The sequence below is a fragment of the Microcoleus sp. CAWBG27 genome (assembly GCF_020883145.1).
In the GTDB taxonomy this organism is placed as follows: domain Bacteria; phylum Cyanobacteriota; class Cyanobacteriia; order Cyanobacteriales; family Microcoleaceae; genus Microcoleus.
Genome location: NZ_JAHREU010000113.1, coordinates 1 through 12,833, shown reverse-complemented (window position 1 = coordinate 12,833; position 12,833 = coordinate 1). Strand labels below are relative to the sequence as shown.

Genomic DNA, 12,833 nt, shown 5'->3' with positions numbered 1-12,833 from the left:
GGAATCCCTAACTGGGTGATGCGATAATTGCACAGATTTCTGGGTGTTTTTACTCACTATTATCTCGGATAATTCACTTTTACCCCCTCAAGCAGTGTATGTGCCAGTTGGGGGTGCGGAATGTGGGATAAAACGACTGCATTAATTCCGATGTCGGTGCATCGGGAACCGCCCATAAAGAAACAATTACACTCGGCACTCCTGCCGAAATCAAAGCGCGCGATAAACCAATTACTCCATCCCCGGTAATTCTGCCTTCTGCTGTGTTGCAGGCACTCAAAACAACTAAATTTGCTTGCAGTTTCATGTCGAAAATCTCTTCTGCGGTCAATAAGCCGTCATCGGTGCCAGAAGGAGCCAGAGCGATCGCACTTCCCAATCCGCGCACATCATCGAGTAATCCATGCGTGGCGAGGTGAATAATCGATGCTTGGGGCATTTTTTGGACGATCGCAGCTTTTGTCCCTTGTGCGCCCGTGATGGCTTGGGTGTTGAGCAGAGGGGCGATCGCTCTAGCTTCAGCTTCAGCCCCAGGTAGAGCAGACAATTGCCGTTTGGGTTCTCCCGGATAGGCAGATACGATCGGCATCGTGGGATTGCCCAAGACTAGAGCATTACCGCTGTTAGGTTGCTTCTGTGCTAGCTTCTGTTGTCGAGTTAATGCCAAAACTTGAATCGAGGGGGCGGTGAGAATCGTGTGTTTTTCGATTAAGTAAGTGCCGCTTTCGTCTTGCAGGGCGGGAAAAGGCACTTGAAATAGGGAACCTTGGGGAATGAAAATGACATGGGCGTTGGGGTCTTTTGGTAGGAGGCTGGCAATAGGATCGATCAGCAGTTCATGCAGCTTCCGTAAGTTGAAGTTGGGTTCGGGTTTTGGGGAGCCAAGACTGCTGCGACTACGAACCTTAAGGAATTCTTGATTGTCAATAATTAAGCTGGCTAGAGAGGCATTGTGTTTTTGCCAAAGGGGTTTGAGGTCAACTTGGCGGAACGCGATCTCGCCCGTGGGTTGAATTATCCAAATGTAGAGCGCGGATTCTCGCATTTCTCGTTTGCCCTGAATCTGGAAGCCGTCATAGATTATGGAATACTGCACCAAAGTGGCGTTCTGTGCTTTGGCGATTTGTCGGATTTGATCCTGGTTGGGAGAAGAGGCGATAACCGGATTGGTAGAACCTGAAGATAAGCGTTCTGTCAGGAGATCGACAAAGGCACGAGCACGTCCCCGTTCGGAAATTTCTAAAGCTGCATTGGGGTTATTCTGAGCGACCCGGACTCGTTGTAAAGTCCGATAGGTACGAGCTTGTCCTTCAAAGATGGAGACTTTATTCGCGTCGTTGGAACCGAGTTTTTGACGCATCGATTCCCAAACTTGAATCCCATCGATCAGCATTTTTTCAGCTTCTGTTGAGTTGCCAGCTTTTAAGAAGGTCGCTCCAAGGTTGTTTAGCGCCACACCTTCCCCTTTGCGATCTTGAATTTCGCGGGCGATGGCTAACTGTTGCTGTTCATACTCAATAGCTTTGGCATAGTTGCCCAGAGAGCTGTAAGCAGCTCCCAAAAGGCCCAGTGCCGTACCTTCCCCTTCGCGGTTTTTAATTTCGCGGGCGATGGCTAACTGTTGCTGTGCATACTCAATGGCTTTGGCATAGTTGCCCAGAGATTCGTAAGCGATTCCCAAATTACCCAGTGCTGCACCCTCCCCTTTGCGGTTTTTAATTTCGCGGGCGATGGCTAAAGATTGCTGTGTATACTCAATGACTTTGGCATAGTTGCCCAGATCTAAGTAAGCGATTCCCAAATTACCTAGTGCTGCGCCTTCCCCTTGGCGGTGTTTAATTTCCCGTGTGATGGCTAAATGTTGCTCTGCATACTCAATGGCTTTGGCATAGTTGCCCAGAGAGTTGTAAACACTTCCCAAATTGCCCAGTGCCGAGCCTTCCCCTTCGCGGTTTTTAATTTCGCGGGCGATGGCTAACTTCTGCTGTGCATACTCAATGGCTTTAGCATAGTTGCCCAGAGAGTTGTAAGCATTTCCCAAATGGCCCAGTGCCACACCCTCCCCTTCGCGGTTTTTAATTTCGCGGGCGATCGCTAAACTCTGCTGTGCATACTCGATCGCTTTGGTATAGTTCCCCAGAGATTCGTAAGCATTTCCCAAATTGCCCAGTGCCACACCCTCCCCTTCGCGGTTTTTAATTTCGCGGGCGATCGCTAAACTCTGCTGTAAATACTCGATCGCTTTGGTATGGCTGCCCAGAAGGTTGTAAGCAACTGCCAAATGACCCAGTGCCAAACCTTCCCCTTCGCGGTCTTTAACTTCGCGAGCGATGGCTAAACTCTGCTGTGAATACTCAATGGCTTTGGCATAGTTGCTCAGCTTGAGGTAAGCGATTCCCAAATTGCCCAGTGCTACACCCTCCCCTTGGCGGTGTTTAATTTCGCGGACGACTGCTAAACTCTGCTCTGTATACTCAATGGCTTTGGCATAGTTCCCCAGAGAGTTGTAAGCGGCTTCCAAATTGCCCAGTGCCCTACCCTCCCCTGAGCGGTCTTTAATTTCACGGGCGATCGCTAAACTCTGCTGTGAATACTCAATAGCTTTGGCATAGTTCCCCAGAGAGTTGTAAGTATTTCCCAGAGAGTAGTAAACGGCTCCCAAATTCGTCAGTACCGCACGCTCCCCTTGGCGGTTTTTGAGGGCGCGATAAATTTGCAGTGACTGTTGCCAGGAATTCACCGCTGCTGCGAATTGGCGAGTCTGCCACTGTTGGTTGCCCTGCTGAAACAGCCGATCGGCCTGGGTTTTAGAATCCATAGTTTGAGCAACAACCGGGAGTTGAGAGTGCCGAGGAATATAAAAAGCAACAGACAAAAAGCAAAAGGCGAGGGGAAACAGGAAGCCCGATCGCACTTTACGATTACTGGATTTAAACAGTGTTAGCGAGAAAGGCTGCATGGGATTTTAGGGTTTGGGTTGCGGGAGTTGGCGTTGTTGTTCGATCGCCCTAATTTGTCGCAATCGATCGCTCCAATCTTTCAAAGGTTGGGCTTCCGAATTAGCCAGAGAATCTAGCAATTCCAGCACAGACGCTTGGTTTTGAGAAGTCCCAGAGGCTTTGCGCGCTTCCGCGATCGCGTCATACCACAGCCCAGCCTTGGCATACAAATCGATCCGCTGTTGGGGAGTTGACGCGGCTGCAAGTTCAGACTGCAACGATTCCGCAGGCTGGACTACTTGGATTTCTGCCACCGCCACCACATTCCGCGAAGGAACATTCCGATCGCAGATCAACACCACTTGCCACTGATAGGATTGCCCGATCGACATTTGGGGCCCATTTGCAGGCAAAGCAACGGACATGATTCCCGGCTGACTCTCCATCTCGGTTTTGTAGAGCAGTTGTCCCGATCGAGTAAACAGCCGGAATTGCAACGGACGAGAAGTGCGATCGGGTACAAACCAGGTAAAAGTGGGATGCCCAGAAATCGTCTCTCCCACATGGCTAAACGGCACCAAAGCAGTTAATACCGCCGATGAATCACCTTCGCAACTGCCGCCGCGAGTCGTATTCGTGCCCGTTTCTTTCGGTGCAGAAGGCTTTTTAGGGGGAGTGTATTGTGCCAGCGCTGCGATCGGAATCCAGAACGAAACACTCAGGATTAAACTCGCAATGCCGACAGAGTAAATGGTTCGACGCTTCAATCCGTGAGTTATCATCTGAATCCTCTCTGTAACTATTTTCTACGGTAATCGACAATACACAAACATAATAGAGGACTGCCCGCAAACAAGACTTGCGGGAAGGTGCAAATAAACAGTTGACAGTTGACAGTTGACAGTTGACAGAATTCTTAGTCCGCGGAGGCGGACTTCGTATGTGTAGACGCGGTTTCAACCGCCGAGTCATAACACAGCATCAAGGTTGACAGTTGACAGAATTCTTAGTCCGCGGAGGCGGACTTCGTATGTGTAGACGCGGTTTCAACCGCCGAGTCATAACACAGCATCAAGGTTGACAGTTGACAGAATTCTTAGTCCGCGGAGGCGGACTTCGTATGTGTAGACGCGGTTTCAACCGCCGAGTCATAACGGGGATATTTAACCCAGATTTGGTATTACCAGAACCACCGCCGTTTGGCTGACCAAGTTAATTCGCACACTGTCCCCCTCGGTTGATTTTGATAGCGCCGAAATGTTCCGCCTAATTGTTTGGCTAAATTGTTTGCTAATTGCGTTCCCAATCCTGAAGATTGAATGTTAGTGTTTGAATCTTGAATTGTCGCTTCTATTTCAGACAGTTTCCCCTTGCCATTATCTGCCACCCGAATTACTTGTCGATCGCCCTCCTGAGTACAAATTACTGTCAAGCGAGTAGCTTCGATCGCGTGTTTTCCCACATTACAAAGCGCTTCTTCCAGAAAGCGGCAGAGTCCTCGCTTGTGTTCCAACCGCAAATGTTCGGTGTTCAAGGGATCGAACTGCACTATTTTGAATTTGATTGTTTGAAAGTAGGGCAATTCTTGTTCCAGCGCGTTGGAATAGACTTTGTAGAGCAATTCATGCAACGGGGCTTGCAGGGCCAATTCGATCGCACTTCCCATTCGCAAATGCGGTTCATCGGCGATCGCATCTCGTTGCACAGATCCGTAAACTTCCCGTAATTCTTGATTCAGGCGTTGCAAATCCGGTAAAAATGGCGGCGGTGGATCTTGCTCCTGAGCGGTTCTCAAAATCCCCACCAATGTTTGTAAAGGCCCGCTATGAATCGCGTTAAAGGTTTGTTCGATCGCAAATTGACGTTCCTCCAACCGCAGTCGCAATTCCTGCTGGTGACGATAGAAGAGTGCCGCCGTTGAGCCAGTTCCATTTAGCACCAGGATCAGGATCACAGGCACAATCGGTACCCACCATCCCATCAGAATCAGCCAGTAACAGATCGCGATCGAGGTGCTATTGGCGATTAAGAGCCCTAACAAAATTTTCCAGGGCGATCGCAGAAATCGTCCCAAACTCATCCCCAAGAGTCCCCAGGCCGCAATCCAGAGCGTTTCCCAGCCGTCCCCCCAAACCTGAATCAACGGTCTGCGATCGAGCACCGCGCTCACAATCTGGCTGGTTTCGTGGGCTTGCATTTCCACTCCGTAAATCCGTCCCGGATTGATGCCCGCGATCGCACCTGAACTTGCCAAATCCTTCGCGCTAAAAGACATCATCCCAATCAGCACAATCTTGCCTCGAATCCAGTTCGGATCTACTTTTCCGGCCTTGATTTGTGCTAGAGAAAGCACGCGAAATGGCTTTTTCCCGCTGCGAACATTCAGCAAAATCTGATTCCCGCCCGCATCCGCCTCCACATATCCGCCAGAGTTTGGCTGCACTCTGGTAAATTCAATACTGCCAAAGCGCATCGCCTCCCGATCGCGAATTCCAGTGCCTAACTTAATTCCTCGGGTTGCTAAATAGCGTTCTGCTAGACGGATTGCGAAGGAATAACGGTACTTCTGCTGAGGCTTTTGAGCGCCCAATAAACTGCGACGCTGGTAGCCATCCCCATCGAGGACAAAATCTGCAAAGCCAACTTGTTCGGGTGGTAGCGCCGGCGGAGGTGCGACGGTAAAGCCACTGCGATCGGGCAGAGCAATCTCCACTCCGATCGCATTTTTGCTGCTGCGAAACACCGATGTTAGTTCGGCATTACCCGGTTCAACCGGAATATCGCGGACAATATCTAAGCCGATCGCGATCGGTTCATAAGCCTGCAATCGTTTGAGTAAGTTGGCAATTTCGCGATCGGGAATTGGATAAGTTTTGGCGCGTTGAATATCTTCTTCCGTAATGCCGACGATCGCAATCCGTTCATCCATTGGCTCAGGAGGACGTAGCAGCAAAAATCGATCGAACGCAACCAACTCCAAAAACTGAAGCGCACCCGTCAATCTAGCCATCACCACAGCGACAATCACCATCAACCCTGGAAGCGATCCGCGCCACCAAGTCGAGATATCTGCTTTCACTGCTTGCGATCGATCGGGCTTCATCTAGTTATTAGTCATTAGTTATTAGTCATTAGTCATTAGTTATTAGTCAGTAGTTCGCCAACTGTCAACTGTCAACTGTCAACTGTCAACTGTCAATCAATCCTGCTTCCCTAGCCTTCACTTCCGTTTGAATCCGCAGATTTTTGTCTTTTTCGGGATACACTTCTAGCACATCTCGAATCTTAATCCAGTAATATTGCACAGTACGTTCACAAACATTCATCCGTTTAGCGATCGCCGTATCCTGTAAACTCTCTTGAAAAGCCAATTGCAACACCTGCATCCACGCGGGTTTTAGTTGCAAACCGTTGCGGATCTCTCTGGGAGTATAAATCCGTTCGTGCAGCGCCCAATCCACCATCGCCAGCAAATCTTTCATCGGTTGACTTTTATCAACAACCGTAAATCCGCCCTCATGATTGTCGATCGACGGTTTCAGCCAAACCAAAGTGCGAACATGAGCACTCTGGACTACAATGTTTAGACTCGAATAATTCTCCATCAAGGTTTTGAGGAGTTGAAGCCCTGAATTAGCCTGAGCAGTTTCGCCGATCGCCTCTGGCATCACCAAATCCACAATTACCAGATCCGGGGTAATCTGTGCTACTTGCTGAAGGGCTTCCTGAGCCGTTGAAGCCGTCAGAATATCGGCCTGTGGATACTCCTTCCTCAGAATGTCAAGCGTGCCGCCTAACACCATCGCATGGTCATCCACGACTAAAAAGGTTCGTTTTTCCGGTTGAGGTAAAGTCTGGGGCATAATTCAATCGTTACCGCACAACATCATCAGTTTAAGCAATCCATCCTCTTCTTACAATAGAGGCATTACCGGGATTCCGTCCTGCATCTGTCCGCAAAATAGGACTGTGGAAGTCAGCAACGAGAATTGCGCTAAAGTGCAATTTTGTTCACCTCTCTCTTCCCTCCCTCTGTGTTCTCTGCGTCCTCTGTGGTTAAATCATTCCAAAAATAAGGATAATTTTATGACAGAATCAGGTTCATATAAAGCCAGCACGTACAATCTGGAACTCGACGCAGAAATCCAGCGGCTAAAAAATCAAGTTCTCCTCAGTTGGGAAAAGGAAGCGCGGACTTTAAAATGGTTCGGTTTAATCGACGGGATGAATGTTTTAGAAGCTGGGAGCGGGCCGGGATTTTTCACCGAAAAACTGTTAGAATTGCTGCCAAACAGTTCGATAACAGCCGTAGAAATCGACCCGGTACTGCACGAAAAAGCCGTAAAATATTTGCAGGAGAAACGAGGCGATCGCGTAAATCGCATTCAAGCATCGATCGCAGATACTGGTTTAGAGGATAATACATTTGATTTTGCGATCGCCCGTTTGCTATTTGTTCACCTCCCAGATCCCGTCGCAGCAGCCAGAGAAATATTCCGCATCTTAAAACCGAGTGGTAAACTGGTGATTATCGATAGCGATGCGGATCTATTTTGGCTGACAAATCCACCTTGGTCAATTCAGATTGTCCGGGAGAAATTCAAACAGGTGATGGCCTCGCGGGGCGGCAATTTATGCGTAGGGCGAAATCTGTGTCGCATTCTCAAAGAAGCTGGGTTTGGTAGCATCGATCTAGAAGCCGTTGTCAGCCACAGCGATATCATCGGCATAGAAGCGTTTGAACCTTTGCTTGACTCCGGGCCGATTTTACAGTTGGTCAAACAAGGGCTGATTTCCGAGTCGGAAATAGAGAGTTATCTAATTTCCCGCGATGAGTTTGTCGCTGCGGGCGATCGATGATGAGTTTTTGGTTGATGGCTTGCGGGGGAAAAAATTAATAGAAATCTGGAATAACTCTCAAGCTTCCTCCCAGCAATGACTAATGACTTTTGGTTTGGTGCGTCGCTCATCGATTGTCGATTTTTTTAGGGATTTAACAGTGCCGACGCACCCTACGACTCTCGAATAAGTCTCAACTCGGAGGCGGGTTTATCAGATTGTTAATTATGGGAAATTATTGTTTTTGATACTTTCCCCCTTGTATCTTGTATTTTCTTCTTCTTTCTTCCTTCGCGTCCTTCGCGTCTTCGCGGTTCGTTTCAATCCAAATACCCAACCCAATTCGGCAAAACCTCCGCCGAACCATACCAGTTTCCCGGAGAGCGAGGCGAATGCCAAACCCCATCCAACACCAAATTTTGAGCTCCGTCCAAAACAGCAGCTTCCACCGGCGTAATTCCATCGCCCCAAGTCTCCCCCTTCCCCACAGTCAACTCATAACTTTTGTAAGCCAGCCAAGTCGCAAAACTGCGCTTACCAAAAACAGATTTCCCAGCCACGCACACGTAGCGCACTTGCGGGTGAAACGCCCCCGGATAATGAATTTTGACAAAATCTAGATTTTTGCGCGTCCAGCGCTCTTGAGAGACGTGTGGCGTGCCTAAACTAATTAAAGTATTGACCCAAGGGTGAGCTTCCCACAAACCCGCATCCTCAAGCACGTCGCCGTGAATTGTATAAGGCTTTTCGCCTAAATAAATCCGAGAAATCCAGCCGCCTGCGGAATGACCGATGAGATTTACTTGAGAGACGCCGTATTGCTGTAACATTTGTTTGACCGTGCGATCGAGCTTCCGCAAAATTGGCACCATCGATCGCCCGCCAAAAGTCGGCAACCAATCTGCCTTGCCCAGTGGTACTGTTACAGTTGGGAAACCGCGATCGACCAAAGATTTTTCTAATTCCCGATAGTCTGAAGCAGCAGCAAAATATCCTGGCAAAATCACGGTAGGTAATGGCATTATCAATTTTAGATTTTAGATTTTAGATTTTGCGGCCGGGGTGCTAGGATCTATTTTTCAAGTTCCAAGACGCTTGCCGAAGCATCCTTTGGGTGGCTAACATCTCTCGCTCGTTAAATTTTTTGCTTGGGGAATATCTACTTCTATGGCTCGCGAGCCGATTCCAACATTGTATTTTACCCTAGTTGTCGTTCACTTAGAAGACCGTTTTCTACTGGTACAAGAGCGCAAGTACGAGCAGCAGTGGTATCTGCCAGCAGGGCGAGTAGAAAAAGGCGAGACTTTGCTTGAAGCTGCTCAGCGCAATACTGTCCAGGAAGCGGGCATTCCTGTGATCGTGGAGGGAATTCTCAGGGTAGAGCATACGGTGATGCCTAGGGGCAACGTGCGCCTGAGGGTGATTTTTGTGGCTCGTCCTGAAGATAAGACGCCACCCAAGAGCAAGCCGGACGAGTTTACTTTGTGTGCTGGTTGGTATTCTCTCAAAGAGTTAGACCAGTTGTCGCTGCGCGGAGAGGAAGTTCGGGAAATGTTTCAATATATGGCAAGCGGCGCTCCAATTTATCCTATCGACTTGCTGAGCGTTGAGGGAGCTCCTTTTAAAACTTACCGCTATCGGTGGTAAAAAGAAGGAAGTTCGACAACGGATATTATGTAGCGGATGTAACGGATGTAGCGGATGTAGCGGATGGGGAAGAGGAAAAAAGACTTATGCAGTCAGCTTTTTAGCGATCCGTCCAAATTCCTTTCTGTAACCGAATTGGAAACAGGGGTCGATCGCGCCGATCGTCGGTGTTTAATCAATTAAGACAGTGCATCGGTCAGGAAAAGACGGTATTGCAGTGGCTCCTTGGTGAGAAGGCGGCTGGCTGCGCTCCTTAATTTTGAGCGCGATCGTGCTATACTTATACCTTTGAATTGCTAAATTTTTAATTTTCACCGCTTCCCCATAAAAAAATCTCGGTCATCAATAACCAATAACGAATAACAAATAACTAATAACCAATAACCAATTCCTAATTCCTGATTGCCAATGGTCATGACTGATTCATCCTCCCTAGCCAACGCCCTTTCCGAACCGCTGCGCCAGCCTTTTTGGTGGGCAGCCCTAGCTTCTGTCGGAATTCACGGAGTGCTCGGAGTAAGCGCCCCGACAATCTCAAACATCATCTATGGTGGTGGCAATTCCTCAAAAAACATCCCCGGTTCCGTCGGATTCGTGCAACTAACTCCCGCAGAAGCCGGCCGCCTGCCACAAACCATACCACCGCGATCGTCCAATAAGCCGTTTTCGATCGCACCAGTTCCCGTTCCCACCTCGCCCAAGTTAGCTCCCCCTTTGCCCCCTCCACCGGTTAACTTGCCCGCCCTGCCACCGGGAATGCCCCCACCTGGATTCTTTGCGCCTCTCGATCCCCCTCTCCCGCCATTAACTGCCCCAGCCGCCCCGCAGTCACAAACTTCAGTTCCAACGGTCAAACCCCCCTCTCTCAAAACACCTACTTTCATCCCCCAAGGGCCTCCCAGCGGTTTGATTTTCCCGCCATTACCCGGTAATTTCGATCGTAATATCCCCCCACCGCCACCAGGAGTAACAGGATTACCCCAGCTTCCTGGCGGCACCTCCGAAGATGAGGCAGAGACTCTCAAAAAGGTCATAGCCAGTAGAGGCGGACTCCCCCTATTCCCAGACGGAGCTCCTGTCTTTACCCCGGAATTCCCCATTGGTGGCAGGAATTCTGGGCCCGATGGAGTACCGAAATTGACTCAAAAAGATCCTAATAAACGAAATCTCATCGCAGAAACTCCCGAAGAAAGAATCAGGAGGCAACAATTTGACCAGGGACAGCAACAACTAGAACAGCAGGGAGTGCCCGGTTCCAACTTACCCAACGACAGAGAGACACTGCTTGCTGCTGCTAATACCTATGTTGCTTTGTTTAATGACTTCAAAAAAGCTTACCCCGACTTGGAAATGACGGGCCCGACTCCTGTAACTGTCGCTTATCCTAAAGAAGCTTGTTCGCAAAAACTCGAAGGAACCGCTGTTTTCGGAGCAGTTGTCAGCCCTCAAGGGTTGCTCAAGGCCGAGCCTAAGCCGATCGTCCCTACAGGTTACGGTATTCTCGATACTGCCGCTAAAACTGCAATTATTAACCCCAATCAAATATTTCCAGCAGCCAGCACGCACAAGCTTTACCAGTTGGCTGTCGCGTTTAAATACGACGAAAAAGTTTGCAGCGGCATTCCTGTCGCCCCATCCACCGGCCCCACCAGGCCCACAGCCCCGCAGCCGCTAGCGCCAGCCCCGACAGCACCCAAGCCAACAGGCGAACAGTCCCCAGCCCCTGCGGAAGTGAAACCCCAGTTTGAGAAGCCACCGGCGCCCTCTAACAAGCCGCAACCAGGGGCCCAACAGTCGCCACAGCCCTCACCAAAACCCGCAACCAAACCGTCGCCCTCACCTCAACCGAAACCAGCCGCCGAACAATCTCCTTCTCCCCAACCGAAGCCAGCCCCCGAAAAGTCCCCGCAGCCAGAAGCTGTACCTTCTCCCGCCAGCGAAGTGTCCCCGCAGCCAGAAGCTGCACCTTCTCCCGCCGGCGAAAAGTCCCCGCAGCCAGAAGCTGCGCCTTCTCCCGCTGCCGAAGTATCGCCCTCGCCAGAAGCTGCGCCTTCTCCCGCTGCCGAAGTTGGGCCTTCTCCTGCTACGGCTAATTAATTGTTAACTAGACAAGATTGCATCAGAAACCGCAGTCTGTAGGGTGTGTCAGTTGCCATATTTGTTGCTTGTTAAACCAATTTATACTTGCTGACGCACCCTACTTTTTTGACTGTTTTTTTGCGGACTGAAGTCCTCACTACGAACCTGTTTTTTTGCGGACTGAAGTCCTCACTACGAACCTGGTTTTTTGCGGACTGAAGTCCTCACTACGAACCTGTTTTTTTGCGGACTGAAGTCCTCACTACGAACCTGGTTTTTTGCGGACTGAAGTCCTCACTGCGAACCTGGTTTTTTCCGGACTGAAGTCCTCACTACGAACCTGGTTGCCTCTCAATTGAATAGGACTTTATACATTTGAAATAAGTCACCACTTTGCTTTTTTACTACTTTAGCGCCTGCCGCTTTAATCATTTTTTCCCAGTCTTCGATTGTCTCTAAAAATACATCTCCAGCTCGATAAGTTTCCAGAATTGCCCAATCTTCTGCTAGAGGTGCATTGGGGTTGAGGACATCAAACACAAAATGACCGCCCGGTTTTAGTACCCGCTTTACTTCTCCCATGACAGTGTTCCAATACTCTATGGGATAGTAACAACTAAATCCTGTAGCGAGGCATAGGTCGAACTGATCCTCTTCGTAATTTAACTTGTGAGCGGGGGCCCATTCTACACCTTTGAACAGCTTAGAATTGAGCTGAGGGCCGCGAGCATTTAATGCGTCTCTGGCTGCGCTGCTGATTTCTTGACCGTAAAAATATGCTTCCCATTCCCGCCAAGGGTATATCAAAAAGCTGACTCCGCAACCAATATCTAAACAGCGCTGGTTTTTTTGGGGTTTGGCAATTTTCCAGAAGGGAGATACTGTTTTTTCTTGCAGGGTTCCGGCGACTGATTCCAGGAAAATCGGCATTGCTTCGACTTCTTCGGGTAAGGCGAATGCTTCTCCTCGATATTCGCGATCGAACCGAGATGCAACCTGCGATAGTAAAGCTTGCCAGCTATCTGATTTGTCTTTGGCAAACCAAGTCTGCTCTTGACCTGCTACTGGGCGTTCCGACTTTTTAGACATTCTTTAATTACCAAGAAATTGGGTCTAAAGCCCCGTCCTTCTAGGACGGCTTTAATTTTTTAATTATTGCACTATTCCATTTCTATCTACCATCTTAGCCCTAGATAAGCTATTATAGAGATATGCTAAACATGACCTACGAGTACAAACTAGAACCCACTTCATCCCAATCTCAGACCTTTGACCACTGGTTAGAAGTCTGTCGCAAGGTGTGGAATTATGCTCTTAGAGAGCGGAAAG

Annotated in this window: 10 protein-coding genes; 4 read left to right on the top strand and 6 right to left on the bottom strand. The window is 49.2% G+C overall.

Translation table 11 applies throughout. The features are described 5' to 3' along the window. Positions 1-79: 79 nt before the first annotated feature. From QZ938_RS31680 to QZ938_RS31665, 4 genes are all read right to left on the bottom strand, one after another. Entirely contained in the window at positions 80-2,818 is a 2,739-nt protein-coding gene (locus QZ938_RS31680) for a tetratricopeptide repeat protein (RefSeq protein ID WP_293356076.1), read from the bottom strand. A 147-nt stretch (positions 2,819-2,965) separates the two neighbouring features. Then, the gene (locus QZ938_RS31675) at positions 2,966-3,721 is read right to left on the bottom strand and encodes a DUF928 domain-containing protein (RefSeq protein ID WP_293356073.1); all 756 of its coding nucleotides are present in this window, start codon (positions 3,719-3,721) and stop codon (positions 2,966-2,968) included. Positions 3,722-4,119: 398 nt separating this feature from the next. Then, positions 4,120-6,042: a CHASE2 domain-containing protein gene (locus QZ938_RS31670; protein ID WP_293356070.1), complete on the bottom strand. Its 1,923-nt coding sequence runs from the start codon at positions 6,040-6,042 to the stop codon at positions 4,120-4,122. 85 nt (positions 6,043-6,127) lie between these two features. Beyond that, entirely contained in the window at positions 6,128-6,802 is a 675-nt protein-coding gene (locus QZ938_RS31665) for a response regulator transcription factor (RefSeq protein WP_293356067.1), read from the bottom strand. 223 nt (positions 6,803-7,025) lie between these two features. Between QZ938_RS31665 and QZ938_RS31660 the strand changes: the two genes are divergently transcribed. After that, positions 7,026-7,799, top strand: a complete 774-nt coding sequence (locus tag QZ938_RS31660) for a class I SAM-dependent methyltransferase (protein WP_293356064.1) — start codon at positions 7,026-7,028, stop codon at positions 7,797-7,799. A gap of 299 nt (positions 7,800-8,098) precedes the next feature. Here the strand turns inward: QZ938_RS31660 and QZ938_RS31655 are convergent, their stop codons facing one another. Beyond that, positions 8,099-8,800, bottom strand: a complete 702-nt coding sequence (locus QZ938_RS31655) for an alpha/beta fold hydrolase (protein WP_293356061.1) — start codon at positions 8,798-8,800, stop codon at positions 8,099-8,101. A 145-nt stretch (positions 8,801-8,945) separates the two neighbouring features. On the opposite strand from QZ938_RS31655, the gene QZ938_RS31650 reads away from it, so the two are divergent. Both QZ938_RS31650 and QZ938_RS31645 read left to right on the top strand, forming a co-directional pair. Next, positions 8,946-9,425, top strand: a complete 480-nt coding sequence (locus tag QZ938_RS31650; protein ID WP_293149848.1) for an NUDIX domain-containing protein — start codon at positions 8,946-8,948, stop codon at positions 9,423-9,425. Positions 9,426-9,839: 414 nt separating this feature from the next. Next, on the top strand, positions 9,840-11,522 hold the full coding sequence (locus QZ938_RS31645) for a hypothetical protein (RefSeq protein ID WP_293356058.1): 1,683 nt from the start codon (positions 9,840-9,842) through the stop codon (positions 11,520-11,522). Between the two features lie 333 nt (positions 11,523-11,855). Here QZ938_RS31645 and QZ938_RS31640 read toward each other — a convergent pair whose 3' ends face one another. Beyond that, positions 11,856-12,593 (bottom strand): class I SAM-dependent methyltransferase, encoded by a 738-nt coding sequence (locus QZ938_RS31640; protein ID WP_293356055.1) that lies wholly within the window; start codon positions 12,591-12,593, stop codon positions 11,856-11,858. Between the two features lie 122 nt (positions 12,594-12,715). Here QZ938_RS31640 and QZ938_RS31635 point away from each other — a divergent pair. Beyond that, positions 12,716-12,833: helix-turn-helix domain-containing protein (locus QZ938_RS31635; RefSeq protein WP_293363662.1), on the top strand; the 118-nt coding region annotated here is incomplete at its 3' end.